The sequence below is a fragment of the Nonomuraea sp. NPDC003560 genome (assembly GCF_042878785.1).
GTDB lineage: Bacteria > Actinomycetota > Actinomycetes > Streptosporangiales > Streptosporangiaceae > Nonomuraea.
Genome location: NZ_JBIAOF010000004.1, coordinates 787,256 through 812,321 on the forward strand (window position 1 = coordinate 787,256; position 25,066 = coordinate 812,321).

Here is a 25,066-nt window from a genome sequence, read left to right on the forward strand (position 1 = left end):
ATTCTCAACGGGGGCTCAACGTCCTTGGGGGCAGGGTGGCCGGGTCTTCGCGTTCACCTCACCACGGAGCTGGGATGACCACTGTCACGTCACGGGACGACCTCGAACTGGAATCGGCGTACGAGGCTCCGCGCACCGACATCGAACGGCGGCTGGCCGGCCTGTGGTCGGCCAAACTGGGCGTCGCGCCCGTCGGCATCGAGGACGACTTCTTCGAGCTGGGCGGCGACTCCCTGCTGGCGGCCGACGTGCAGTTCGCGATCGACCGCGAGTTCGGCTTCGAGGTGCCCGCCTGGACGCTGTTCCTGTCGCCGACCATCGCCGAGCTGGCCGAGGTGATCGGCTCGCCGGCCCCGCTCGACCATGCGTGACCTCGCCGACCCCGGCCTGTTCGAGGCGGGCGGGCAGCACGAGACCTGGCGGTGGTTGCGCGAGAACGACCCGGTGCACCGGCACGACCGGGGCTTCTGGTCGGTCACCCGGTACGCCGACGTGGACCGCGTCCTGCGCGACCACACGTGCTTCACCAGCGAGCGCGGCACCCTGCTCAACCTCCTGGGCCGCGCCGACCCGGCCGCCGGACGGCAGCTCGCCGCCACCGACCCGCCCGAGCACGACCGGATGCGCGCCCCGCTGCAGAAGGTCATGGGCATGCGCTCGGCCGCGGCCTACGAGCCGTCCGTCACCGCGGCGATCACCGCCCTGCTCGCCCCCGGTCTGGACGGGCCGGAGTTCGACCTGGCCGCCGCCGTACGGGGGCTGCCGCTGGCACTCGTCGGGCCGCTGCTGGAGCTGCCCCACGACGACCGTCCGCGCCTGCTGACGCTGGTCATGGCGGCCAGCGCCGAGGACGACCCCGACTACCAGCTCGCCGGCGACGCGTCCGGGACGCTGCGCCGGGCGCACCGCGAGCTGTTCGCCTACTTCCTGCACCTGGTGCGGGAGCGCGCCCGAAAACCGGGCGACGACCTGATCAGCCTGATGGTGTCGCAGGACGGCGGCCGGATGGACCCCGGCACGGCCGTCTCCAACTGTTACAGCCTGCTGCTGGGAGCGAGCGTCACCCTGCCGAACGTGGCCAGCTCGACGGTGTTCGAGCTGGCCAGGGGCGGCGGCTACCGCGCCTGGGCCGGCCGTCCGGACCTGCTGCGCGACGGGGTCGAGGAGGCGTTGCGCTGGGCGTCGCCCGGCAGTCACTTCATGCGGCACACGACCCGGCCGGTGCGGCTGTCGGGCGTGGAGCTCGCGGCGGGCGAGCCCGTGGTCGCCTGGATCGGCGCGGCCAACCGCGACCCCGCCGTCTTCGCCGACCCCGACACGTTCGACCCGGCCCGCACGCCCAACCGCCACCTCGCCTTCGGCAGCGGACACCACTACTGCATCGGATCCCACCTGGCCCGGCTGACGCTGCGGCTGTTCTTCGCGACGCTCTTCGCGACCTTCGCCGACGTCGAGGTGGCCGGCGAACCGGTCCGGGTGCGATCGACCTTCCTCACCGGTTTCAAGAAGCTGATCATCTCGGGGACGCCCAGGAGAGGCCAATGACGACAGAGATCCCGTTCACCTACGCCCAGCAGCTGCTGCTCGGGCTGGAGCAGGCCGTGCCGGGGAGCGTGGTCAACTCGACGTTCATCGTGCGGGCGGCCTACCGGGTGGCGCACGAGGTGGACGCCGGCGTGCTGCGCCTGGCCGTGGACGACGTCGTGGCCAGGCACGACGCGCTGCGCACGGCCGTGTCCCGCGACCCGGACGGCGAGATCCGGGCGCGGGTGCACGAGAGCGCGCCCGGCCGCCTGCTGGTGCACGACGTGGACGACGAGGACGCCTTCCTCGCGATGGCCACCGGCTCGGCGTACCCGCCGGAGGAGCCGCCGTTGTTGTGGGTGCACCTGGGCCGGTGCGCGGACGGCACGAGCCTGCTGGTGATCGTCGCCCACCACCTCACCTCCGACGCCTGGTCGCTGCCGCTGCTGGCGCGCGACCTGTCGGACGCCTACACCGCCCGGCTGCGCGGCGGCCCGCCACCGGGCTCCGCCGTCATGGGGTACGCCGAGGTCGCCGCCGACGACTTCTCGCCCGCCTGGGAGCGGACGATCACCGACGCGCTGCCGTACTGGAAGGAGCGGCTGGACGGCGTGGCGGAGCTCGCCATGCCGGTGCCGACGCCCGGCAGGCGCGGCGACCAGCGGACGTGCCGCTTCACCGTGCCCGGCCCGCTGTGGCGGGACCTGGGCCGGGTGGCCCGCCGCCGCCGGACCACGCCGTTCACCCTGCTGCTGACGGCGTTCACCGCGTCGGTCTGGGCCGGGCGCCACGACGCGGTCGTGCCGGTCATCACCGCGGGGCGCAAGCCGTCGGAGTGGTACACGGCCGGGTTCATGCTCAACATGTTGTGGCTGCGGATCACCACCGGCGACCCCGCCGACCTGGACGAGCTGAGCCGCCGCGCCGACGAGGCGTGCCGGGCGGCCTACCGGCACGACGTGCCGCTGCTGCGGGTGCTGCCCGAGGCGCCGGAGCTGGCGGCCGTGATGTTCGACCCGTCGGAGGTCGTCGAGCGCACCTTCCCGGTGTTCCAGCTCATCCCCAGGACGCCGTTCGCCCCCACCGCCGAGGACCCGGCGCTGGTGCTGACGCCCGTGCCGGAGGAGCGGCAGCCCGCGCCCGTGATGCCGGTGCACCTGCTGTGGTCGATGCGGGTGGACGAGGAGGTGGTCGGCATCGTCTCCTACGAGGCCGCGATGTTCGGCCGGGACTGGGTGGAGGCGAAGGTCGCCGGGTTCCTGCGCGTGCTGGAGCGGCTGGCCGATGCTTGAGCTCATCGAGCCGCACCTGGGCGGCGCGGCCACGGCGATCGCCGACCGCGAGGGCGAGCTGTCCTACCGGGACCTGGACCGGATCAGCGCCGGGCTGGCCCGGGTGTTGCTGGACGCGGGCCTGCGCCCCGACGAGCCCGTGGCGATCCATGCGCATCTGTCCCGGTGGGCGGTGATCGGCATGCTCGCCGTCCTGCGGGCCGGCGGCCGTTACGTGGCCATCGACGCCGCCTTCCCCTTCCAGCGCCAGCAGGACGTCGCGCAGGCGTGCGGGGCCCGGATCGCGCTCATCGAGCCCGACATGATCGTCCCGCTGACCGGCCCGGCCCGTCGTGTCGAGATGTCCGGCACGGAACTGCCGGACCGGCCGCTGCCCGCGACCTCGGCGCGGCTCGCCTACACCTGCTTCACCAGCGGCTCGACGGGCACGCCGAAACCCGTCACCGTCTCGCGCGCCGCCCTGGCCTGGTCGACCGGGGCCCGGCTGGCCCACTACGCCGCGCCGGTCACCGGGTTCCTGCTCTGCTCGTCCATCTCGTTCGACAGTTCGGTCGCCGGCATCTACTGGACGCTGGCCTGCGGCGGCAGGCTGGTCATCCCGAGCCAGCGCCCGTCCGACCTGGCCGCCGTCGCGCGCTTCGCCGTCGAGCACCGGCCCTCGCACCTGCTCATGGTGCCGTCGTTCTACGGGCTGGCGCTCCGCAACGGCCTGGCCGACGCGTTCGGGTCGCTGGGCACGGTGATCGTCGCGGGCGAGACGTGCCCGCCCGCGCTGGTCGGTGAGCACTACGCGGCGCTGCCAGGCGCGGTGCTGCACAACGAGTACGGCCCCACCGAGTGCACCGTCTGGAGCACGGTCCACCGCTGCGTCCCCGAGGACGCGGCGGCGGCCCGGGTGCCGATCGGCCGCCCGGTCCCGGGGGCGCGGGTGTCCATCGCCGATCCCGGCCCGGACGGCGTCGGGGAGCTGGTGATCTCCGGCCCCGGCCTGGCCGAGGGCATCGGGGACGCCTACCGTACCGGCGACCTGGTCTCCCTGCGCCCGGACGGCGAGCTGCTGTTCCACGGCCGCGCCGACCACCAGCTCAAGCTGGGCGGCGCGCGGCTGGAACGGGCGGAGATCGAGCACGCCATGGCGGGCTTCCCCGGCGTGCTGGCCGCCGCCGTCGGGGTCGCCCGGGCCGGTTCCGGACCGGCCCGGCTGAAGGGCTACCTCGTCACCGGCGAGGACCGGATCGACCGCCGGGCCCTGCGCGCCCACCTGCTGGACCGGCTGCCGATCGTGGCCGTCCCGACGGTGTTCCAGCGGCTGGACGCGCTGCCGCGGCTGCCCAACGGCAAGGTCGACTACAACGCCCTCGACGGCGGCTGACCGCCTCCCGGGATGATGGGGGGCGTTCCGTACGCGGTCGCCGGGAACCGCTCGCGGCCGGTCAGGCAACAACAGTTGTCCTGATTCATCGCCGAAAGGCCACGAAGTGAGCGCCCCGAACCCTACGGAAGGTGATGACGCCTCCCATGTCCAACGCTCCCTGCACGAACCGGAAGCCTTCGCCGAACTGTTCGGCCCGCGTCCCCGACGGGGGTCGGCCGGGTCTTCCGGCTCGGCTTTGCCGGCACGACCGAGCGCGACCGCATCGGCGGCGCCCTCCGTCCGGAGGGCTGCACCCCCGGGCGGCCGGGCTGCGCGCTCACCGTCACCGTCTCCAAGGGGTTCGGCGGCAAGGGGACGCTCCACCTCGGCCGTCCGGCCAGGCCCGGCGAGCCCTACCAGAACAACGCCGACGCCGGCCGGAAGGGCGAGGCCCTGGAGGGGTACGCCGCGGACGGCCGCACGGTCGCCGAGGTCCTGGCCGAGACGCGCAGGGGGGCTGGAGGTGACGTTCCAGATCATCGAACCCGCTTCCGACGGGAACGGCTTCTCGATGAACCCGCGCGAGCAGTCGGCGAGGGTGGGCGGCCACTGGGTGGTGTGGGCCGCCGAGCCGCAACAGCAGGGCACGGTGCGGCTCCTGGTGTCGGAGAAGCGCGTGCCGAAGAACCCGGTGAGCGGCGAGTGACCTCGCGTCTCCTCTCACACCTCGCCGCGCTCGCCGCCATTTCCGGCGAAATGATGGCCCATGAGCGCACATAGGCAGGGGTGTCCGAACAAATGATTCGATGAGGAGATCCGCCATGGGAACCGCCCGTGGATGACGAGCGGTCGGCCAGGTTCGAGGCCGCCTACGACCGGGCCTACGGCCAGATCACCGCCTACGCCGTACGCCGGTGCGACTCGCCTCAGGACGCCGCCGACGTGGTGGCCGAGACCTTCACCGTCGCCTGGCGGCGGGTGGACGAGCTGCCGGAGGGCCCGGAGGCCACCCTCTGGCTGTACGGGGTGGCGCGCAAGGTGCTGGCCAACCACTTCCGGGGCGACAACCGCCGCAGGGAGCGCACGGCCGAGCTCGACGCCGAACTGGCCGACCGGTACGGCCACTCGCCCGACACCCAGGTCGAGCTGGACGCGATCGGCCGGGCGTTCCGCAGCCTGCCCGACGACGACCGGGAGCTGCTGTCAGTGATCTTCGCCGTCATCGGCGTCCCGCCCGGCAACCCGGGAGGGTACGGCATCGACCGCACCCAGAGCACGCCCGTCGGCGACGACTGGGTGGTCTGGGAGGCTGAGGAGAACGCCAAGGGGGTGATCCAGCTGCTCGTGACGGAGGAGCGCCTGGACAAGAACCCGGTCTACGGCGGCCCCCGCGACGCGGTCATCCAGGACTGACCGGCGGTCCCGCGCGCCTCCCGGTGAGGCGCGCGGGACGGTCACCAGGCGAGCGGCCCCTCGGCGTCGAAGTAGCCGCCGGTGGGGCCGTCCGGCCCCACCTGGGCCATGCGCACGATGATCTCGGCGCCCTGCTCGACGGTCTGCAGGCCGCTGTTGCCGTTCAGGTCGGTACGGGTGAAGCCGGGTTCGACCGCGTTGATCCGCATCTGCGGGAACGCCTTGGCGTACTGGACGGTGACCATGTTGACGGCCGCCTTCGAGGCCGGGTAGGCGACGCCCGGGTAGGGATAGCCGGGCCTGCCGGGGTCGGTCATCCGGGACAGCGAGGCCAGGCCGCTGCTCACGTTGACGACGACCGGCGCGCCGGATCGCCGCAGCAGCGGCAGGAACGCGTGGAGCACGCGCACCATGCCGAACACGTTCGTCTCGAACGTGCGCCGCATCATCTCGGCGGTCACCTCCGCCGCCCCGGCCACCTCCTGGTCGTCCCCCATCTCCACCTGGATGCCGGCGTTGTTGACCAGCACGTCCAGCCCTCCGTCCGCCTCGACGGCCCGCGCCGCCGCCGCCACGGACGCGTCGTCAGTCACGTCCAGCGCCACCGCCCGCGCGCCCAGCCGCTCGGCGGCCAGCCGTCCGCGTCCGGCGTCCCGGCTCGCGACGTAGACGGTGTGCCCCGCGCCGACGAGCCGCCGCGCGGTCTCGAACCCGAGCCCCTTGTTGGCCCCTGTGATCAGTGTCGTCGTCATGGACGCGACGCTAGGAATTCGAGCGCGCTCGAAGTCAATTCGCCCTGATGGTCCTTGGCACAGGCGCACCGGCGGCCCTCAACCCGCCCCGAACCCGATGACCTTCCAGGGAGCGTCGTCCGACCGTACTCGTCAGGTGTCGGCTCGGGTAATGAGCCGGCGCTGACAGGAGACGAACCGCTTCGTCGTCACGGGCGGCGATGGCCGCCAGATACGCGCGCACCACCACATCGGCGGCCGCGTCACGCTTCGGCATGGTGACCGGCGGCCCCTGCGCGACGGAGCAGGTGGAACAGCCCGCACCACAGCACACCAGGAGCAGGGCGGCCAGCGTCGCGAGCAGCTTTCTCGTCGTCAACCCCTCGTCCTTCCCGCTCGTACGGCCGAATGCGGGGAGAGGGCGTCGCCGATCTCCTCCGCCTGTTCCGATGCGCTGATCATGATCCATCAGATCGACCCTCATCGCAGGGAATCGATCCGATTCGGATACCCCCGGCCCCCCGCCGGAGCCGGTCGCGGTTGGCCCTTGCCGGACATCTCTGCCAAGATCACCGTGTTTCGCACCGCCTTGACCGAGGAGCCCTGTGGACAGGAGACGTTTTCTCACCCTGACCGGTGTCGCCGGACTGGCGGCCGCCACAGTGCCCGCCGCAGTGCCCGCCGCGCCCGCCTTCGCGGCGGCCTACCCGTCCGCGGACGCCGGGCTGACCGCCGAGGCGCACGCCAAGCTGGCCGAGCTGGCTCCCTACGGCGTCACGGCGCTCGCCTTCACGCCGTCCGGCGGCTGGGTCATGGTCACGCAGGACGGGCGGTACTTCGCCCGCGGCATCCCCGACGCCTGCTTCACGGAGCTGGGGGCGCTGGTCAAGGCCGGCCGGAAGGTCAACGCCATCGCCTTCCCGCCGGAGGGCGGCGACCGCTGGGTGATCACCACCGACAAGGGCGTGTCGTCCCGCGGCCTGCCCGCGGCGTGCCTCAGCCGGATCAAGGCGTACTACACCGCCGGGCAGCAGGTCGTGGACGTGGCCTTCCCGCCCGCCGGGGGCGACCGCTGGACGGTCGTCGCGTCCGGCGCCTTCCAGGCCAACGGCGTGGACGACGAGTGCTACCAGATGATGCGCAACCTGACCCAGGGCGGCCGCCGGCTGACCCGCGTCGCCTTCCCCAAGGCGGGCGGCTGGGCCCTGGTCGCGCAGGACGAGTTCCACGCCCGCGGCATCGACGACGCCTGCTTCGCCAAGATGAAGAGCCTGGCCGGCGGCGGCTGGCAGCTGCACAACGTGGCCTTCCGGCCGGGCGGCGGCTGGGCGCTGTGCTCCCGGGGCAAGGCGCCCGCGCTGCCCGCCGACCGGGTGCGCCAGTTCGAGAACGCGGTCGGCGGCTCGACCATCTGGCAGCGGATGAGCGCGTACAAGACGCCGGGCGTGGCGGTCGCGGTGGTCGTCGGCAACAAGATCGCCTGGTCCACCGGCTACGGGCGGCTCGCCGCCGGCGGCGCCCCCGCCGCGCATCCGGAGAGCGCGTTCCAGGCCGCCTCCATCAGCAAGGCCGTGGCCGCGGTGGGCGTGCTGCGGCTGCTCCAGACGCGCAAGATCGCGCTCACCGCCGACGTCCGCCCGCATCTCGGCTGGACGCTGCCGGCCCGCTCGTGCGTGTCGCCGACGGCGGTGCCGACCGTCGAGCAGCTGCTGACGCACCGGGCCGGGGTCGTCGGGCGCGGCTCCACCTCGCCCGCCGGGGCCTGCTCCGGCTTCGACGCCGGCGGCGGCGGCTTCGCCGGGTACGGCGCCGCCGCCACGGTCCCGTCACTGCTCCAGGTCATGAACGGCGAGGGCAACTCCCCCAGGATCGAGCTGTCCACGGAGCCGGGCGCCGAGTACCACTACTCCGGCGCCGGGTACGTGCTGCTGCAGCGCATGGTGGAGGAGCTGACCGGCAGGTCGCTGGCCGACTACATGAGCCAGGAGGTGTTCGCCCCGCTGGGCATGGCGGGCAGCTCGTACGCGCTCTCCCCCGCCTTCGAGCTCGCCTCCGGCCACACCTCCACCGGGACGGTGATCCCGGGCGGCCACAACCGGTATCCCGAGTCCGCCGCCGCCGGCCTCTACACGAACGTGCTCGACCTGTGCCGCCTGGTGTCGTACCTCAACCGGGCCTGGACCGCCACCGGCGACATCGCCGGGCCGCTCACCCGCGCGTCGGTGCGCTCGCTGCTCACCGAGGGCCCGCAGCCCGGGATGGGACGCGGCCTGTTCGTCGCCGGGTCCGGCACCCAGAACTTCTCCTACACCCACGACGGCTCCAACTACGGCTTCAGATCGGTGTTCAAGGGCTATCCGGAGCTCGGCGCGGGCTACGCCGTGCTGGCCAACGGCAACGACACGGCGCTGGTGAACGAGGTCGCCGCGGCCGTCAGGTCGGTCTACGGCTGGGCGTAGGGCACGACGACTCGTGGGGTCTGAGCTGCGAGGTCGCGGGTAGGGCCCCTGGCATGGACAACGAGCGGAGAACGGCTGGGACCGTCATCGTCGTGGGGGCCGGGATGGCGGGGCTGGCCTGCGCGGTGCGACTGCACGAGGCCGGTGTGCCGGTGCGGGTGCTGGAGGCGTCCGACGGGGTGGGCGGGCGGGTGCGCACCGACGTCGTGGACGGGTTCCGGCTGGACCGCGGCTACCAGGTGTTCAACACCGCCTACCCCGAGGCCCGCCGGCTGCTCGATCTGGACGCGCTCGACCTGCGCCCGTTCGCCTCGGGCGTGATCGTCCAGGGGACGCGGGCCAGGGCCAGGGTGATGCTGCCGTGGCGGCATCCCCGGCACGCGCTGAGCGGGCTGCTGACCGGCCTCGGCACGCCGCGCGACGACGCCGTGCTCGCCGCCCTCACGGCCCGCGACCTGGTGCTGCCGGCGTCCCGGCTGCGCGGCGGGCCCGACCGGCGCACCGACGACGAGCTGCGCGCCTGGGGCATGTCGGAGAAGATGATCGACTGCCTGATGCGTCCCTTCCTGGCCGGGGTGCTCCTGGAACGCGACCTGGAGACCTCCAGCCGGATCTTCCACCTGTTCTGGCGGTCGTTCGCGCGCGGCACCATCGCGGTGCCCGCCCTCGGCATGGGCGAGATCCCGCGCCGGCTCGCCGACCGGCTGCCGCCGGGCACCGTCACGCTCGGCGCCCGCGTCACCGAGGTGAGCCCCGGCGGCGTGCGGCTCGCCGACGGCGCCACGGTCGGGGGCCGGGCCGTGGTCGTGGCCGCCGACCCGGGGGCCGCCGGCCGCCTGCTGAGCCAGATCGAGACGCCGGAGATGCGCGCGGTGACCACCTTCTACCACGCCGCGCCCCGCTCCCCCATGCGCGAGCCGATCCAGGTCGTGGACGCCACCGGGGCCGTCACCGACACCCTGGTGCTCACCGACGCGGCCCCCGGGTACTCCGCCGACGGGCGGGCGCTGGTGTCCACGTCGGTCCTGGGCCTGGCCGACGACGAACGCCCGGTACGCCGCCGCCTGACCGAGATCTACGGCGACACCTCCGGCTGGGAGCACGTGGCGACGTACCAGGTGCCGGCGGCGCTGCCGGCGATGCGGCCGCCGTACCCGCTGCGCAAGCCCGTGCGGCTGCGGGCCGGCCTGTACGTGTGCGGCGACCACCGCGACACCGGCTCCCTGCAGGGGGCGCTGGTGTCCGGCCGGCGCGCGGCCGACGCCGTGCTCGACGACCTTCGGTCGCTGCGCGCCGAAAGCCTGGCCGCCCGCGACCGGGCGGCGCTCTAGGGGCCCGCGGTCACAGCTCGCGCAGGGCCTGCATGGCCTCGCGTTCGATGCGCGCGAGGTCGTGCAGGAGGGCGCCGGCCTGTTCCAGGTACGCCGCCTCGCGCCCCTCGCCGGCCTTGGCGATCAGGGCGGCCACGTCCGTCCACAGGGCGGCGGCCTCGGCGTACAGGCGGTGGCCGGCGCGCAGGCGGTCGTCGTCGACGAATCCGGCGCACTCGCCGAGGAAGTCCCGGTAGAGGGCGCGGAACAGGCCGCCGCCGGTGCCGCCCCTCTCCATGAGGAGGGCGGCCAGCGACAGGTCACGCGCGGGCTCGGCCACGCGGTCCAGCCACTTGGGCACCAGGCGGGCGGCCTTGTCGATGCCGCGGTGGCCCAGGTTGGCGATGGGCGCGGCGAGGAACGCCTCCGCGCACGCCCTGATCGCCGGGACGGCCCGCTCCCGCCAGGCGGGCGGGCCGCCCGGCAGGGTGAGGGTGAAGGACCGGTTCCTGGCGGTCATCGGGCCGCGTTCGGACCGCGCCGCCGCCAGGCTGTCCCGGCTCGTCCGCACCGCGCCGCCCTGTTGCGCGGTGTCCACCAGGTACGCCTGCCGCTCGTCGTAGCCGTACATCGCGACGACGTGGCCGCCGAAGTGCACCTTCGAGCCGAAGTAGTCCAGGTGGTGGCTGTCGAGCTGGAGGCCGACCGGCAGGCCGCCGTCGATGCGGGCGGCCACGTTCTCCCAGGCCCTGCGGGCCGAGCCGGTCTCGGCCACGTCCAGGGTCAGCCCGAGCCTGGCGGCCAGGTTCCTGGTCAGCTCGAACGGCTTGACCCGGCCGCCCAGGAACGGGACGTCCATGCCCTTGGCGTCCCAGTAGACGAAGGACAGGCCCGAGCCGAGCCCGAACAGCATGGGCTCGGACAGGTCGAGCCCCTGGTGGCGGAGCAGCACCCCCAGCGCCGTCGTCTCGCAGTGCTCCATGCCGCGAGCCTCGATGCCTTCCACGATGGTCATGCGTCGCTCTCCTCTGGCCGGTTCGATCATCGGGCGCGGGGCCGCCGGCCGGTCCGGCCCCGTCAGGCAGCCTGCGGCCTCCCACGGGGGGAGAGTCCATCGTCCCGCTCCCGCCGCGCGGCCCGGTGGGCGGTGAGGGCGCCGGTCGCGCAGAGGGCCGCGAAGCCGAACAGCACGTACCGGGCCGAGTCGAGCATGGAGGCGCCGCCGAGGTTGACCAGGATGCCGGCGACCGCCGTGCCGAACGCGACGGACAGGCTGGTCACGGTGGCGATCGCCGCGGCCGCCCGGCCGCCTTCGGCCGGGTCCGGCGTGCCGGTCAGCACGGCCACGGACAGGTGCGGGTAGGCCAGGCCGATCCCCGCGCCGGCCGCGAACAGCACCGGCACCCAGACCAGCACCAGCCATCCCGGCGGGTCCGTACGCTGCACCAGCCCCTGGACGAGCAGACCGGCCGCGAGCAGCAGCGGGCCGGCCACCCGCAGCCGCCGCACCGCGCGCCGCCCGCTCACGGACGAGCTGCCGATCTGGGTCGCCGACCAGCCGAACGAGACGGCCGCGGCGAAGAACCCGGCCGCCAGCGGCGGCAGCCCGGCCGGCACCGCCGTCGCGCGACGCGTCGCCCCGGCCGCGCAGGGCCCGCGGGACGACCAGGCCGCAGCCGGCACGACGGCGGCCCCGAGATGCTCCCGTCCCAGCAGCTCCCGCCAGGTGGCGGGGACGTCCTGCGCGCGGCTCATCCGCGTGCCTGCGCCGTGCGGGCGGGCGGGGGCGGTGGCGGGACCGGCGTCGCGTGCGCGGGCTCGGTTTCGGTTCTCATGGCTTCAAGGCTGTCGTTGAACCGCTCCCGGAAGCTTCGCGCCGGGTGCGGCGGGCGGCGCTGGGCCGCCGGGCGGCGCGCCCTCAACCGCCGGTGCAGCCCCGCCGGTCAGCTGTAGGCGCGGATCGTCCGGTCGAGCCACTCCGCGTACGCCGGCACGCTGGTGTACAGACCGGGGCCTTCCGCGCAGGACGGGCTCTTGGCGCCGGGCCCCGAGGTGACCCCGATGAGCTCCCACCGGCCGTTCCTGCCCCGCTGCAACTGCGGGGAGCCTGAGTCGCCGTTGCACGCCATGGCCTTGGGCACCCGGCTGACCGTGCACAGGCGGGTGCCGCTCGCGTATCCGGGCCCGCACTCGGACGGAGCGCCTCGGCGCGTGTCGAGCTGGTTGAGCCGCGGGGACATCTTCCAGTCGGCCGGGTCGGGCTTGGACTCGGTGACGCCGAAGCCGATGATCCGGGTCGGGGTGCCGGGCCGTCCCGGCCGCGCGGCGATCGGCACGGGCTTCTGGGTGACCGGACGGTCCAGGCGGACCAGGGCGATGTCGTTCCTGTTGGGCGTGTTCTGGGAGTAGCGGGGGTGGAGCACGGCCTGGGCGATCTCGCGCACCTCACCGCCGGACTTGCGCAGGTCGCTGCCGACCCGGACGGTTCCCTTCGGGATCGACCCGACCTCCATGTCCAGGCAGTGGGCCGCGGTCACCACCCACTGCGGCGCGATGAGCGCCGCTCCGCACACGCCGTCCGTGAGCCCCAGGGCCGGGGCCTTGATCGGGATCGAGGCCATGAACGGGTACGCCTCCGTGGCCTTCCCGCCGTTGACGATCGCTCCGGCGCCGCCGGCGGTGACGGCGAGACAGGCGGCGCCCGCCACGGCGACGACGGCGGAACGGCCCAGGACACGACCCAGCGATTTACGACTAAACAACGGATTTATCCATTTCAGTGCGTTATTACGATGAAAACACGCTATCTGCGAAGAATTCACCCGCATCAGTACGCCAGCACGCCAACCCGTGGTGGGGACAACCCCCCTCCCGACGGGCTGTGGTTTTCCGCAGCAGGACTGGGCGGAGCACCGCATTCCGCCGTACGGCCGATCTTCCTAACGTTGACCGCATGATGCAGACGATGATGAACGTGCTGGTGGCGGCGACGATGGCGGCGGGCGCACCGGGCGCCGGAGTGGGCAAGGAGCTGGCCGGGATCGTGGCGGGACAGGGCGCGACGGCGGCCCTCGCCCGGGTCACCGACGAGCGCGGCACCTGGACGGGCTCGGCGGGCGTGCGCGACGTCGAGCGCGGCGGACGCCCCTCGCCGGGCGGCTACTTCCGGATCGGCAGCGTGACCAAGACCTTCGTCGCCACCGTGGTGCTCCAGCTCGTGGACGAGGGGAAGCTGAAGCTGGACGACCCGATCGGCGACCACCTGCCCGGCCTGGTCCCCGGCGGCGACCGGATCACGGTCCGCGCCCTCCTCGACCACACCAGCCACCTGTACGACTACATGAGCGAGCCCGGCTACTCCACCAACCGCTGGCGCGGCGAGGCCCGCTTCCGCTCCTACCGGCCGGGCGAGCTGCTCAAGGTGGCCTTCGCCAAGAAGCTCCCCGACGACGGCAAGTGGCACTACTCCAACACCAACTACGTGGTGCTCGGCCTGCTGGTGGAGAAGCTGACCGGCCGCACGTACGGCGAGGAGGTCGCCCGCCGGATCCTGCGCCCGCTGGGCCTGCGCCACACGCTGGTCCCCGGCGACCGGGCGGGCCTGCCGTCCCCCCACGCCAAGGGGTACGAGCCGATGCCCGGCCTCGTGGACGCCACCCGGATGAACCCCTCGCTGGACTGGGCCGCGGGAGAGATGATCTCGACCGCCGCGGACCTGGAGCGGTTCATGTCCGCGCTGCTGGGCGGCAGGCTCACCAGCGCCGCGTCCCTGAAGGCCATGCGCACGACCGTCGAGACGGGCGCCGGGTTCCGCTACGGCCTCGGGCTGCAGGCGTACGCGCTGCCGTGCGGCACGGTGTGGGGGCACAGCGGGGAGCTGATCGGCTACCTGACGTTCGCGTTCCGCTCGGACTCGGGCAAGTCGCTGACCCTGTCGCTCAACCCCTCGACCAGGAACCCGTCCACGGCGGAGATCATGGGCATGGCCGTCAAGGTATTCTGCGGGACCGCGGGCTGAGCAGGCCCCCGAGACCACGAGGAGGATCCGTGACGACTCCGACGGACGGCCCGACGGGCGAGCCGCCGCTCGCGGGCGCCTTCCGGCTCCCGGACGGCTCCTGGATCCGCGGCCGGGGCCTGCGCCACCCGCTGCCGGACGGCCCGGCGCCCGGCTTCGGCCTCTACCTGGGGTCGGCGCGGCTCACCCGCCGCCACGAGGACGGGCTGCGCTGGCCGCACGCGTGGATCGAGTGGCCCGACTTCCTGCTGCCCCGCGACCGCGACGCGGCCGTGGAGCGGATCGGCGACCTGCACCGGCGGGCGCGGGCGGGCGAGGCGGTCGAGGTGGCGTGCGGGGGCGGCGTGGGCCGCACCGGCACGGTCGTCGCCTGCCTGGCCGTCCTGGCCGGTCTCGACCCGGCCGACGCCGTCGCCTGGACGCGCGAGCACCACCATCCCCGGGCGGTCGAGACCCCGTGGCAGCGCCGCTGGATCCTGCGCTTCCCGGGCCCGGCGCGGCGCTAGGCCGGTCCGCGTGCCCCTTCGCCGGTCCGGGCCTCGGTGAGCAGGCCCTCTTCGAGGACCACGTCGAGCTGGAGCTCGCGGTATCCGGCGTCCTCGAACAGGACCGTCAGGCGGTCCTCGCCGCGCTGGATGACCTGGCCGGGCCCCCACGCGCGGTGTTCCACCCGGGCGTGCAGCGGGAAGGGGCCGCTCTCCGGGGACGCCTGCCCGGCGGTCCCGGCGCGGCAGGTGTCGCAGTTGCCGCAGTTGCCGGCGAGCTCCTCGCCGAAGTAGCCGAGCAGGAAACGCCGGCGGCAGTCGGTGGTCTCGGCGTAGCGGCGCATCATCTCCAGGCGGCTGCGGTCGACGTCCCGGCGGCGCTCGGCCAGCTCCCTGGCGCGGCTCGCCGCCGCCCGGGGGTCGAGGCCGGGCACGGGATCGACCTTGCGGGTGCCGAGGCGTACCGCGCCGGCTCTCTCCAGCAGGTCCAGCAGCGCCGTGAGGCGTCGCGCCGACAGTCCGGCGCGTTCGGCCAGGCCCTTGCGGTCGCTGCCGGGGCCGGACTCGGCGACCGCCTCGGCGACCCGGGCCAGCCGTTCCTCGTCGGGCGTCCCGCCGGTGAAGAACCGCTGCAGCCCCAGGTCCTCGGACCGGTAGAACAGCAGGGCGTCGGCCGGGTCGCCGTCCCGGCCCGCCCGGCCGATCTCCTGGTAGTACGCGTCCGGCGAGCCGGGGATCTCGGCGTGCAGGACGAAACGCACGTCCGGTTTGTCGATGCCCATGCCGAAGGCGTTGGTCGCGACCACGACGTCCAGGTCACCGGCCATGAACCGGTCGTGCACCGCGTCCCGTTCGGCCCGGCGCAGCCCGGCGTGGTAGGCGGCGGCCCGCACGCCGGCCTCGGCCAGCAGGCCGCTCAGCCGTCCGGTCTGCCTGCGCGAGCTCGTGTAGACGATGCCGGGCTTCTTCGCCGCCGCGACGGTCGTGACGATGTCGCCGGCGGGGTCGCCGAGCGCCCGGCGCACCTCCAGCGAGATGTTGGGCCGGTCGAACCCCTGGACGATCTCCACCGGCGTCCGCATGCCCAGCCGCTCGGCGATCTCCGCCCGTACCGGCGGGGCGGCGGTCGCCGTCAGCGCCGCCACGACCGGACGGCCGAGCGCGTCGGCCACCGCGCCGAGCCGCAGGTAGTCGGGGCGGAAGTCGTGCCCCCAGGCCGAGACGCAGTGGGCCTCGTCCACCACCATGAGCGAGGGGGCCGCGGCGGCCAGCTCGCGCAGGACGTCGGGACGGGCGAGCTGCTCGGGCGCGCAGAACAGGAACTCCGTCTCACCCGCCCGCAGCGCCTGGAACGTCTCCGCCCGCTCGGCGGCCCGCGTTCCCGCGTCCAGGCTGACGGCCTCCTCGTCGCGGTCGCGCAGGGCCTCGACCTGGTCGCGTTGCAGGGCGATGAGCGGCGAGACCACCAGGGTCGGGCCGCGCAGCAGCAACGCCGGCACCTGGTAGATCGCCGACTTGCCGCTCCCGGTGGGCATCACCACCAGCGTGTCCCTGCCCTCGGCCAGGGCCGTCATCGCCCGGAGCTGGCCGGGCCGCAGGTCGGTCAGGCCGAGCGCCTGCCTGGCCACCCGCTCGCATTCCGCCGCCGTGTCGCCCATCCGGTCCTCTCTGGTCGGGAAGACCGTTCCTCCTGCCCCGCCGGCCGGCCGGCATGTCAGCCGACGGCCGTGATCCGGGTCATGGCCGGTTTCCGGCGTTCCGTCCCGGGCACCGGGCTTCGCATGCGCAACCTCATGAAAGGCGCCGCGGGCGGCGCCGTGGCGACCGCGGCGATGAGCGCGGTGATGCTCGCCGGCAGCCGGGCGGGCCTGATGGAGGACCAGCCGCCGAAACGCATCGCGCGGGCGTTGCTGCCCGGCCACCGGCACCGCCCCAAGCCGGGCGAGGGGGTCGTGGGAGCGCTGGCCCACCTGGGGTTCGGCGTCACCGCCGGAGCCCTGTACGGCCTGCTCACCCGCGGGCGCCGCACCCCGTCCGCGCTGGGCGTCGGGTACGCGCTGACGATCTGGATCGCCAGTTACGAGGGCTGGATCCCGAGCCTGGACATCCTGCCGCCGGTCTCCCGCGACCGGCCCGGCCGTCCCGCGGTGATGGCCCTCGGGCACGTGGTCTACGGATCGGCCCTCGCGACGACCCTGAACCGGCTCAACGCCCGTACGGACCCCCGATGAGCGGGCGCGGCCGTCAGCGCGGCGGGAGCCGCAGCTCGAAGACGACGCGGTCGACGCCGGGGCCGTCGTAGTCCGGGACGGGCCCGGTGACCGTGAAGCCCATCGCGGCGTGGAAGGCGATGGACGCGCCGTTGACCGGGGAGGTGATCGCCCTGACCCGGTCGCGCCCGTCGGCCGTGGCGAGCGCGAAGAAGCGCCGGTAGAGGCGGCGGGCCAGGCCGCCGCCGCGCAGGCGCGGGGCGACGCCGACGAAGTGCACGTAGGCGAGGCCGGGCGTCGAGGGCGACAGGATCCCGACGAGGAACCCGGCCAGGCCGTCGTCGTCCTCGGCCACCAGGCTGGTGCGGTGGAAGTGGTCGAGGAACAGGCGCGGCAGCCCGGCACTGATCGGCCGTCCCCACCAGTCGTCCAGCACGGCGACGATGCGGCCGTGGTCATCGGGCTCGGCCGGCCGCAGGCGCGGCTCCCCGGGGTCGTTCTGGTCCATGATCACATATCGTCCCGGCAGCACCGCGCGGCTGTCCAGCCGCCGGGGGTGAGCGTTGACGTCGGTTTCCGGGCCGTATGGCGCGGGGCTCCCGCCGAAGGGTGACGATCACAGGTCCGACCTCCCATCTGCTTCAGGCATACATCTCGCACGGATGTCTGTCCACGGCCGTCCGCACCTCCGATGTCTCCTCCGGGCCGAGTTAGTAAAGTTTCCTAAAGTTGGAGCGTTCCAAGATCGACAACTTGTTGACGGGTGTGACTCCCTGTGGGAACACGATGAAAAGCCGCTCACCCCCCAGGAGCCACCCGATGAACTCGTGGAAGCCCCGGTTATGCGTCCTCGCGCTGGTCGCGGGCGCGCTGGCCGTGCCCGCCGGCCCCGCCGACGCCGCCCCCACCAGGTACGAGGCCGAGAACGCGACGCTCTCGCAGGGAGCCGTCGAGTCCAACCACACCGGCTACTCCGGCAGCGGCTTCGTGAACGGCGACAACGTCGCCGGCTCCTACACGGAGTGGACCGTCAACGCGCCCGGCGCCGGGACCGCCACGCTGGCCCTGCGCTACGCCAACGGCACCACCGGCGACCGGCCCGCCGACCTCGCCGTCAACGGCTCGGTCGTGGCCGCCTCCCGCGCCTTCGCCCCCACCGCGAACTGGGACACCTGGGCCACGGTCACGCTGACCGCCCAGGTCAAGGCGGGCCCCAACACGATCAGGGCCACCGCCGCCACCGCCGGAGGCAACCCCAACTGGGACTACCTCGACGCCGACGTCCAGGTCAGCGGCTTCACCGACTACCAGGCCGAGACCGCCACGATCGCGCGGGGCGTCGTGGAGTCCAACCACGCCGGTTACACCGGCTCCGGCTTCGTCAACTACGACAACGCGACCGGCTCGTACGTCGAGTTCCAGGTCAGCGCGGCGGCCACCGGCCCGCAGAGCCTGACCTTCCGCTACGCCAACGGCACCACGATCGACCGGCCGCTGAGCATCTCGGTGAACGGCGCCGCGAGCACCCGTTCCTTCCCCGGCACCGGCGCGTGGACCACCTGGAACGAGGTCACGCTCAACGCCACCCTGAACGCGGGCGCCAACACCGTACGGGCCACCGCGACCACCGCGGACGGCGGCCCCAACCTCGACCGGCTGCGCGTCAGCGGACCGGCCGACACCCAGAAGCCGACCGCGCCCGGCCAGCCGGTGTGCGGCGAGATCACCCACAACAGCCTGAAGCTGGACTGGCCGCCCGCCACGGACGACATCGGCGTCGTGGCCTACGACATCTACCAGCAGGGCCAGCTCATCGCCACCGCCCCCGCGCCGCCGGCCACCCTGACCGGGCTGACCCCCGACTTCGGCTACCAGCTGTCGGTGTTCGCCCGGGACGCCTCCGGCAACGTCTCGCTGAGCAGCCCCGAGGCCGCCTGCCGCACGCTGCCCGCGCCGCCGGACGACCCGCCCTCGCCGCCCGGCACGCCCGCGGTCAGCGGCGTCCAGCCCACGTCGGCGTCCGTCACCTGGGCCGCCTCCACCGACGACGGCGGCGTGCGCGCCTACCTGGTCCGCGACCACGCCTCCGGCGCCGTGCTGGCCACCGTCACCGGCGCACCGCCCGCCACCAGCACGAGCGTGCCGCTGGAGTGCGCGCGCACCTACCAGCTCGACGTCGTCGCCCGCGACACCGCCGGCCAGCTCTCCGCGCCGAGCGCGGCGTCGGCCGCGTTCACCACGGGCGGGTGCGGGACCGTGCCCCAGACGCCGACCTCCGTCGCGGGCGGCTGGGACGTGCCCTGGGACGCCTCCTGGACGCCGGACGGCTCGTTCGCGCTGGTCACCGAGCGGGACACGTTCAAGGTGTTCAAGGTGACACCGTCGGGCACGAAGACGCAGGTCGGGACCGTGCCGAACGTGCAGACCACCGACGGCGAGGGCGGCCTGATGGGCCTGGACCTCTCCCCCACCTGGAACGGCACGACCGACCAGGAGGTGTTCTTCATGCACACCGCCGCCGAGGGCAACCGCATCGCGAGGATGAACTTCAACGGCAGCACGCTCAGCGGCTACACCACGATCCTCCAGGGCATCGACAAGAACCGGTACCACAACGGCGGCCGCATCCGCTTCGGCCCCGACGGCTACCTGTACGCCACCACCGGCGACGCCCAGCAGTCGGCCAACGCGCCCAACCTGAACTCGCTCAACGGCAAGATCCTGCGCCTGACCAGGACCGGCGCCGCCGCGCCCGGCAACCCGTTCGGCACCCGCGTCTACAGCTACGGCCACCGCAACCCGCAGGGCCTGGCGTGGGACTCCGCGGGCCGGCTGTGGTCGTCGGAGCTGGGCAACTCCGCGCGCGACGAGCTCAACCTGATCCAGCCCGGCAAGAACTACGGCTGGCCCACCTGCGAGGGCACCTGCACCGCCTCCGGCATGACCAACCCCAAGTACACCTGGGGCGTCGCCGAGGCCTCGCCGAGCGGCATCGCGATCGTCGGCAACACGGTCTTCATGGCGGCGCTGCGCGGGCAGCGCCTGTGGCGCATCGTCCTGAACGGCGAGAACGTCTCGACGGTCAACTCCTACTTCAACGGCACGTACGGCAGGCTGCGCGTGGTCGAGAAGGTGCCGGGCGCCGCCGCCATCTGGTTCGGCTCGACCAACTCCGACAACAACGGCGACGGCAGCGCCGACACGATCCGCCGCTCCGCCATCCAATAGCCCCCGAGGAGTGACCGTGCTCGCAACCCGCTTACGCACCCTCGTCCCGGTCGCCGCCGCGTGCCTGGCCGTCTCCGCGCTCGTGGCGCTGCCCGCGCGCGCGGCGACCGTGCGCTACGAGGCCGAGAACGCCACCAACGTCCAGGGCGCCGTCGAGGCGAACCACGCCGGGTTCTCCGGCACCGGCTTCGTCAACAGCGTCAACGCGGCCGGCCCGTACACCGAGTGGACCGTGGACGCCCCGGCGGCCGGCACCGCCACCCTGGCCATCAGGTACGCCAACGGCACCGGCTCCGCCCGTGTCGCCGACGTCTCCGTCAACGGCACGGTCGTGTCCGCCGGGCGTTCGTTCGGCGCGACGGCCAACTGGGACACCTGGGCGACCTCCACCCTCACCGCCGCCCTGAACCGGGGCGACAACAAGATCCGGGTCACCGCCGCGTCCGCGGGCGGCAACCCCAACCTCGACTTCCTGGAGGCCACGACCGCCGACGCCCCGGCCACCGAGTACCAGGCCGAGGCCGCGACGCTGACGGGGGCGAGCGTGGCCACCAACCACACCGGCTACACCGGCGCCGGGTTCGTCGACTACGTCAACGCCCCCGGCGGCTCGATCGAGTGGTCGGTCAACGTGGCCGAGGCCGGCAGCCACACGCTGACCTTCCGTTACGCGAACGGCACCGCCGCCGGCCGCCCGATGGACGTCGCCGTCAACGGCGTCACCGCGGTGACCGGCCTGGCCTTCCCCGGCACCGGCGGCTGGGACACCTGGGCCGACGTCCGCGCCACGGTGACGCTGAACGCCGGCGTCAACACCGTCCGGGCGACCGGGACCGGCGCCGAGGGCGGCCCGAACGTGGACAGGTTGTCGGTCAGCGGCGCCGGCGGCGCCGACGGCCAGGCGCCCACCGCGCCGGCGAGCCCGCGGGTGACCGGCGTCTCGGCCACCGGCATCTCCCTGGCCTGGACGGACTCCACCGACAACGTGGGCGTCACCGGCTACCGCGTCTACGAGGGCACGACCGTGGTGGCGACCTCGCCCACCGCGAGCGCCACGGTGGCGGGGCTGGCCGCCGGGTCCGCCCACACGTACACGATCACGGCGGTGGACGCGGCGGGCAACGAGTCCGGGCACAGCGCCGCGGTCACCGGCACCACGACCGGCGGCGCCGGCGGGCCCACCGCCGACCAGCTCCTCGCCGAGGTCACCACGTGCGCCCAGATCTCCAACGGCAAGTACAAGACCGACTCCGACGTCTCCTCCGCGACCGTCGCGGTGTGCGGCAAGACCGGCGGCGTGTTCTGGAAGGGCGACCTGGACATCGACTGCGACGGCGTCCGGACCGCGCAGTGCAACGAGAGCACCGACTGCTGCTTCCAGGCCGAGACGTTCTGCCACACCACCTCGGACACGCCGCTCAACGCCGCGCAGCTCCCCTACGTGGTGGTGCCGAGCCCCAGCTCGATCTGGGACTACCGGACCAAGGGCATCGGCTGCGGGACGGTGGTGGCGGTCATCTACAACGGCCAGGTCGAGTACGCGGTCACGGGCGACACGGGCCCGTCGGGCATCATCGGCGAGGCCTCCTACCGCACCGCCGCCGACCTCGGCATCAACCCCGACCCGAGCAACGGCGGCACCGACTCCGGCGTCACCTACATCGCGTTCACCGGCTCCGGGACGAAGGTGGCCGCCATCGAGAACCACGACCAGGCCGTGACGCTGGGCCGGACCCTCGCCCAGCGGTTCATCGACCAGAACTGACCAACCCCGCCATGCCCTGATTTGTCCCGGATAAAACAGCAGGTAGCTGGACAGGACAGGGGTTATGGCAAGATCTGCGCTGGTCGTCATCGACATGCTGAACCCGTACGAGCACCAGGACGCCGAGCTGCTCGCCCGGCAGGTGGAGCCGATCGTCGAGCCGCTCGCGGACCTGGTGGCGCGGGCCCGCGAGCGGGACGACGTCGAGCTGGTCTACGTCAACGACAACTACGGCGACTTCGCCGCCGACCGGCGGGAGATCGAGGAGCGGGCGATGAAGGGCCGGCGGCCGGACCTGGTGCAGCCGGTCCTGCCGCCGCCGGGGTGCGCGTTCCTGCCCAAGGTGCGGCACAGCGCGTTCTTCGGCACGTCGCTGGAGTACCTGCTGTCGCACAGCGGGGTCGAGCGGGTGGTCCTGGCCGGGCAGGTGACGGAGCAGTGCGTGTTGTACAGCGCGCTGGACGCGTACGTGCGGCACTACGAGCTGACCGTGCCGCCCGACTGCGTGGCGGCCATCCACCACGATCTCGGGCAGGCGGCGCTGAACATGATGGAACGCAACATGTCCGCCCGGCTCACCCCGTCCGGCGACTGCTTCACCCGATGAGCTCGGCCGTGCGGTCGGCGACGAGGTGCGGCTGCTCGGCCTGGACCAGATGGCCCGAGAGGACGTCCTCGTGGCGTCCGTCGGGCAGGCTGTCGGCGTAGCGGCGCTGGTGCTCGCGGTTGGCGGCGTGCCGGCGCTCCCGCCCTCGGGCGGCGCGGGTCACCGACAACACGATCGTCGGGCAGCGCGGCAGCCGAGGGGGCCGCGCCCGGAACTCCGGGATGGCGGCGGCCACGGCCCGGATCTCCTGGCGCGTCCGGGCGACCCCGGCGGGGGTGAAGTCCTCGGCGAGCATGGTCCGGTAGGTGTCGGCGGGGAACAGCCGCCGGACGTTCCCACTGAACAGCCGCGCCGCCGGACGGAACCGGCTGAGCGCCTGCGTCACCGCCATCACGCGGTCGACCTGCGCGGCGGTCCGGTCCCAGGTGTCGTACACCGGCGAGGTCTCCGGCAGGACGTCGGCCAGCAGCAGCCCGCGCAGCCGGGGCCCCAGCAGCTCGGCGGCACGGCGCGCGACCAGCCCGCCCATGCTGTGCGCGACCAGCACGAACTCCCCCGGCACGACGGCCTCGGTCATCGCGACCAGGTCGGCCGCCAGGTCGTCGATGCCGAGCGACCCAGTGGCGGGGCCGCTGCGCCCGCGCCCGGCCCGGTCGTAGGTCACCAGCCGCGCCCTGCTCGCCAGCAGCGGCGTCACCGCGTCCCAGCAGGTGCGCCCGCAGCCCCCGCCGGCCTCGAACACCACCGGTAAGGGGCCTTCACCGGTCTCCTCGACATAGACGTGCCGGCCGTTCACCGGCACCGTCCGCCCCGGCACGTCCCGCATGCCGCCTCCTCCGCTCCGCGAACCTAACGTTTTCATTTTGGATAACGGTATCTCATATGAAATCGTTAGGCCATGGACCCTGTCGAGCAGCTGCTGCACCCCGTACGGCTGCGCATCGTGCACGCCGTGGCGGCCGCGGGCACGATGACGATCGCGCAGCTCTGCGCCCGCATGCCCGAGGTTCCCAAGATCACCGTCTATCGCCAGGTCGCGCACCTGACCGAGGGCGGGTTCCTGGAGGTCGAGGGCGAGCAGCGCGTACGCGGGGCCACCGAGCGCCGCTACCGGCTGCGCCAGGACCGTCCCGCGATCGACGCGGGGGCCGCCGCGTCGATGTCGCTCGACGACCACCGCAGGGGGTTCGCCGCCGCCATGGCCGTCCTGATCGCCGAGTTCGACGCCTACCTGCGCCGCGAGGGCGCCGATCCGGTCGCCGACTCGGTCTCCTACCGGCAGGGCACCGTGTGGCTCAGCCCCGGCGAGCTCGCCGCGATGCTGACCGACCTGCTGGCGGTGCTGGGCGACCGGCTGGGCAACGCCCCTGCCCCCGGCCGCGCCCCCTACCTGCTCAGCGCGATCCTGTTCCCCTCCGGCGAGCCGCCCGCGCACGGAACCGGCCGGTAGCCCGAGGTCGTCCCCATCCTGGGCATGCGCGGCACGCCCCTCGGAGGGGTTTCGCGGAATTTCCGGCCGAATGTCGTATCAGGATGCTTAGGATTTGCTCACTGACGGGTGAGCGGCCGCACTCACACTCCGCTCGTTCGCGGCGAGGGCCGGTACCGACCAACGGGACGAATCAGGCGGTGACCATGGGCGAGTCCTTCGGGCTGCACGTGCCGATCGGTACGAACCTGGCTCACCTGCGGGGCCTGGTCAGCGCTTTCGCCCTGGAGGCGGGGCTCGACAGGCAGCGGGTGGAACGGCTGGTGCTGGCGGTCAGCGAGGCGGCCGGCAACGTCCTGGAACACGCCCAGGCGCCCGGCACGGTGAGCGCCCGCAGCGACGAGGACGGCGTGACGGTGCACGTGATCGACGAGCGCGGCACCCTGACGCACGCCCACCTCGACCGCGTCCCGGCCTGGCCGCCGCAGCGCGGCATGGGGCTGTGGATGATGCAGCGCGTGTGCGACCGGGTGACGCTCGACCACCCGGACGGCCGCTCCCGGCTGGAGCTGTTCATCCGCCGCGCCCCCGCGGACCTGGACGGGCAGCCGTGAAGGCGGGGCCCGCCTGGTGATCGTGGAGGACTCCGGGCACACCGGGAGCGGCGCCTTCCGCGACGAGATCCTGAAGGCTCTGGACGGCTTCGCCGATCAGCCCGGAACGAACCGGACGAACGGGATGCGGCTGCCCACCTCGCGGTAGTCGTCCACGCCGCCGTCGACGGCGAAGCCCATGATCCGGCAGAGCCGGCGGGCGGCGGCCGGGTGGCGGGGGGCGTACCGGGCCATGATGTCCGCGCCCTCACCGGGCTCCAGCGGCACCGCCGTGGCGCGGAAGCGGTGGCCGCCGACCTGCAGGCTCACCCGCGGGGTGGCCATGACGTTGCGGTACCAGTCGGCCTTGGGGCCGAAGCCGGAGGCGGCCACGTAGCCCTGCCCGTCGCGCTGGACGACCTCGATGACGGCCCGGCGGGGCAGGCCCGAGACGCGTCCGGTGTGGGTGAGCAGCATGACGCGGCCGCCGAGCAGCGGCCCGAGGCCGAGACGGTACAGCAGGATGGGCAGCCGCCACAGCCGGCGGCGCAGCCCGGTCGGCGGGTCCGGTCTGCTGACGATCTCCATGGCCGGTCTCCTTCCGTGGTGGGTGGCGGGCCCCGGACGGCCCGGTCGAGGACGGTCTCC

24 protein-coding genes are annotated in these 25,066 nt (G+C 73.6%); 16 read left to right on the forward strand and 8 right to left on the reverse strand.

All coding sequences use genetic code 11. The features are described 5' to 3' along the window. Positions 1–74: 74 nt before the first annotated feature. The 6 genes from ACFYUV_RS19850 to ACFYUV_RS19875 all read left to right on the forward strand — a co-directional run bounded on the left by ACFYUV_RS19850 (position 75) and on the right by ACFYUV_RS19875 (position 5,583). Complete coding sequence (locus ACFYUV_RS19850; RefSeq protein ID WP_352353844.1) at positions 75–371, forward strand: phosphopantetheine-binding protein; 297 nt, start codon at positions 75–77, stop codon at positions 369–371. Continuing rightward, the gene (locus ACFYUV_RS19855; protein ID WP_387670203.1) at positions 364–1,545 is read left to right on the forward strand and encodes a cytochrome P450; all 1,182 of its coding nucleotides are present in this window, start codon (positions 364–366) and stop codon (positions 1,543–1,545) included. The genes ACFYUV_RS19850 and ACFYUV_RS19855 overlap by 8 nt, the downstream gene beginning before the upstream one ends. Next, a complete protein-coding gene (locus ACFYUV_RS19860; protein ID WP_387670205.1) occupies positions 1,542–2,816 on the forward strand; it encodes a condensation domain-containing protein in 1,275 nt (424 codons plus the stop codon). Before ACFYUV_RS19855 ends, ACFYUV_RS19860 begins: the two co-directional genes overlap by 4 nt. Continuing rightward, the gene (locus tag ACFYUV_RS19865; RefSeq protein ID WP_387670207.1) at positions 2,809–4,188 is read left to right on the forward strand and encodes an amino acid adenylation domain-containing protein; all 1,380 of its coding nucleotides are present in this window, start codon (positions 2,809–2,811) and stop codon (positions 4,186–4,188) included. The genes ACFYUV_RS19860 and ACFYUV_RS19865 overlap by 8 nt, the downstream gene beginning before the upstream one ends. A gap of 505 nt (positions 4,189–4,693) precedes the next feature. After that, the gene (locus ACFYUV_RS19870) at positions 4,694–4,876 is read left to right on the forward strand and encodes a hypothetical protein (protein WP_387670209.1); all 183 of its coding nucleotides are present in this window, start codon (positions 4,694–4,696) and stop codon (positions 4,874–4,876) included. 128 nt (positions 4,877–5,004) lie between these two features. Beyond that, entirely contained in the window at positions 5,005–5,583 is a 579-nt protein-coding gene (locus ACFYUV_RS19875) for an RNA polymerase sigma factor (RefSeq protein WP_387670211.1), read from the forward strand. Between the two features lie 41 nt (positions 5,584–5,624). Here ACFYUV_RS19875 and ACFYUV_RS19880 read toward each other — a convergent pair whose 3' ends face one another. Continuing rightward, on the reverse strand, positions 5,625–6,335 hold the full coding sequence (locus ACFYUV_RS19880; RefSeq protein ID WP_387670213.1) for an SDR family NAD(P)-dependent oxidoreductase: 711 nt from the start codon (positions 6,333–6,335) through the stop codon (positions 5,625–5,627). 584 nt (positions 6,336–6,919) lie between these two features. On the opposite strand from ACFYUV_RS19880, the gene ACFYUV_RS19885 reads away from it, so the two are divergent. After that, positions 6,920–8,773 (forward strand): serine hydrolase domain-containing protein, encoded by a 1,854-nt coding sequence (locus tag ACFYUV_RS19885; protein WP_387670215.1) that lies wholly within the window; start codon positions 6,920–6,922, stop codon positions 8,771–8,773. Positions 8,774–8,826: 53 nt separating this feature from the next. Continuing rightward, entirely contained in the window at positions 8,827–10,104 is a 1,278-nt protein-coding gene (locus ACFYUV_RS19890) for an NAD(P)/FAD-dependent oxidoreductase (protein WP_387670217.1), read from the forward strand. 10 nt (positions 10,105–10,114) lie between these two features. On the opposite strand, the gene ACFYUV_RS19895 is transcribed toward ACFYUV_RS19890, so the two are convergent. From ACFYUV_RS19895 to ACFYUV_RS19905, 3 genes are all read right to left on the reverse strand, one after another. After that, complete coding sequence (locus ACFYUV_RS19895) at positions 10,115–11,098, reverse strand: BtrH N-terminal domain-containing protein (RefSeq protein WP_387670219.1); 984 nt, start codon at positions 11,096–11,098, stop codon at positions 10,115–10,117. Between the two features lie 62 nt (positions 11,099–11,160). After that, positions 11,161–11,838, reverse strand: a complete 678-nt coding sequence (locus ACFYUV_RS19900) for a hypothetical protein (RefSeq protein WP_387670221.1) — start codon at positions 11,836–11,838, stop codon at positions 11,161–11,163. A 188-nt stretch (positions 11,839–12,026) separates the two neighbouring features. Beyond that, complete coding sequence (locus ACFYUV_RS19905) at positions 12,027–12,845, reverse strand: S1 family peptidase (RefSeq protein WP_387670223.1); 819 nt, start codon at positions 12,843–12,845, stop codon at positions 12,027–12,029. A gap of 191 nt (positions 12,846–13,036) precedes the next feature. Between ACFYUV_RS19905 and ACFYUV_RS19910 the strand changes: the two genes are divergently transcribed. Both ACFYUV_RS19910 and ACFYUV_RS19915 read left to right on the forward strand, forming a co-directional pair. Further along, entirely contained in the window at positions 13,037–14,101 is a 1,065-nt protein-coding gene (locus tag ACFYUV_RS19910; protein ID WP_387670225.1) for a serine hydrolase domain-containing protein, read from the forward strand. A 29-nt stretch (positions 14,102–14,130) separates the two neighbouring features. Beyond that, the gene (locus ACFYUV_RS19915; protein ID WP_387670227.1) at positions 14,131–14,607 is read left to right on the forward strand and encodes a protein-tyrosine phosphatase family protein; all 477 of its coding nucleotides are present in this window, start codon (positions 14,131–14,133) and stop codon (positions 14,605–14,607) included. Here ACFYUV_RS19915 and ACFYUV_RS19920 read toward each other — a convergent pair. Beyond that, the gene (locus ACFYUV_RS19920; RefSeq protein ID WP_387670229.1) at positions 14,604–16,244 is read right to left on the reverse strand and encodes a RecQ family ATP-dependent DNA helicase; all 1,641 of its coding nucleotides are present in this window, start codon (positions 16,242–16,244) and stop codon (positions 14,604–14,606) included. The genes ACFYUV_RS19915 and ACFYUV_RS19920 overlap by 4 nt on opposite strands. Positions 16,245–16,367: 123 nt before the next feature. Between ACFYUV_RS19920 and ACFYUV_RS19925 the strand changes: the two genes are divergently transcribed. After that, complete coding sequence (locus ACFYUV_RS19925; RefSeq protein WP_387670231.1) at positions 16,368–16,817, forward strand: DUF6789 family protein; 450 nt, start codon at positions 16,368–16,370, stop codon at positions 16,815–16,817. A gap of 13 nt (positions 16,818–16,830) precedes the next feature. Here the strand turns inward: ACFYUV_RS19925 and ACFYUV_RS19930 are convergent, their stop codons facing one another. Next, complete coding sequence (locus ACFYUV_RS19930) at positions 16,831–17,304, reverse strand: GNAT family N-acetyltransferase (RefSeq protein WP_387670233.1); 474 nt, start codon at positions 17,302–17,304, stop codon at positions 16,831–16,833. Positions 17,305–17,615: 311 nt separating this feature from the next. Between ACFYUV_RS19930 and ACFYUV_RS19935 the strand changes: the two genes are divergently transcribed. From ACFYUV_RS19935 to ACFYUV_RS19945, 3 genes are all read left to right on the forward strand, one after another. After that, positions 17,616–20,024 (forward strand): PQQ-dependent sugar dehydrogenase, encoded by a 2,409-nt coding sequence (locus ACFYUV_RS19935; RefSeq protein ID WP_387670235.1) that lies wholly within the window; start codon positions 17,616–17,618, stop codon positions 20,022–20,024. Positions 20,025–20,040: 16 nt separating this feature from the next. Continuing rightward, entirely contained in the window at positions 20,041–21,789 is a 1,749-nt protein-coding gene (locus tag ACFYUV_RS19940; RefSeq protein WP_387670237.1) for a CBM35 domain-containing protein, read from the forward strand. Between the two features lie 64 nt (positions 21,790–21,853). Continuing rightward, the gene (locus ACFYUV_RS19945; protein WP_387670239.1) at positions 21,854–22,396 is read left to right on the forward strand and encodes a cysteine hydrolase family protein; all 543 of its coding nucleotides are present in this window, start codon (positions 21,854–21,856) and stop codon (positions 22,394–22,396) included. Here ACFYUV_RS19945 and ACFYUV_RS19950 read toward each other — a convergent pair. Next, a complete protein-coding gene (locus ACFYUV_RS19950) occupies positions 22,386–23,222 on the reverse strand; it encodes an alpha/beta fold hydrolase (protein WP_387670241.1) in 837 nt (278 codons plus the stop codon). The two genes, ACFYUV_RS19945 and ACFYUV_RS19950, sit on opposite strands and share 11 nt — an antisense overlap. A gap of 72 nt (positions 23,223–23,294) precedes the next feature. Here ACFYUV_RS19950 and ACFYUV_RS19955 point away from each other — a divergent pair, with 72 nt between their 5' ends. Continuing rightward, complete coding sequence (locus ACFYUV_RS19955; protein ID WP_387670243.1) at positions 23,295–23,846, forward strand: helix-turn-helix domain-containing protein; 552 nt, start codon at positions 23,295–23,297, stop codon at positions 23,844–23,846. A 185-nt stretch (positions 23,847–24,031) separates the two neighbouring features. Beyond that, the gene (locus ACFYUV_RS19960) at positions 24,032–24,439 is read left to right on the forward strand and encodes an ATP-binding protein (protein WP_387670245.1); all 408 of its coding nucleotides are present in this window, start codon (positions 24,032–24,034) and stop codon (positions 24,437–24,439) included. A 96-nt stretch (positions 24,440–24,535) separates the two neighbouring features. Here ACFYUV_RS19960 and ACFYUV_RS19965 read toward each other — a convergent pair whose 3' ends face one another. Continuing rightward, positions 24,536–25,006: a nitroreductase family deazaflavin-dependent oxidoreductase gene (locus ACFYUV_RS19965; protein ID WP_387670247.1), complete on the reverse strand. Its 471-nt coding sequence runs from the start codon at positions 25,004–25,006 to the stop codon at positions 24,536–24,538. Positions 25,007–25,066 lie beyond the last annotated feature (60 nt).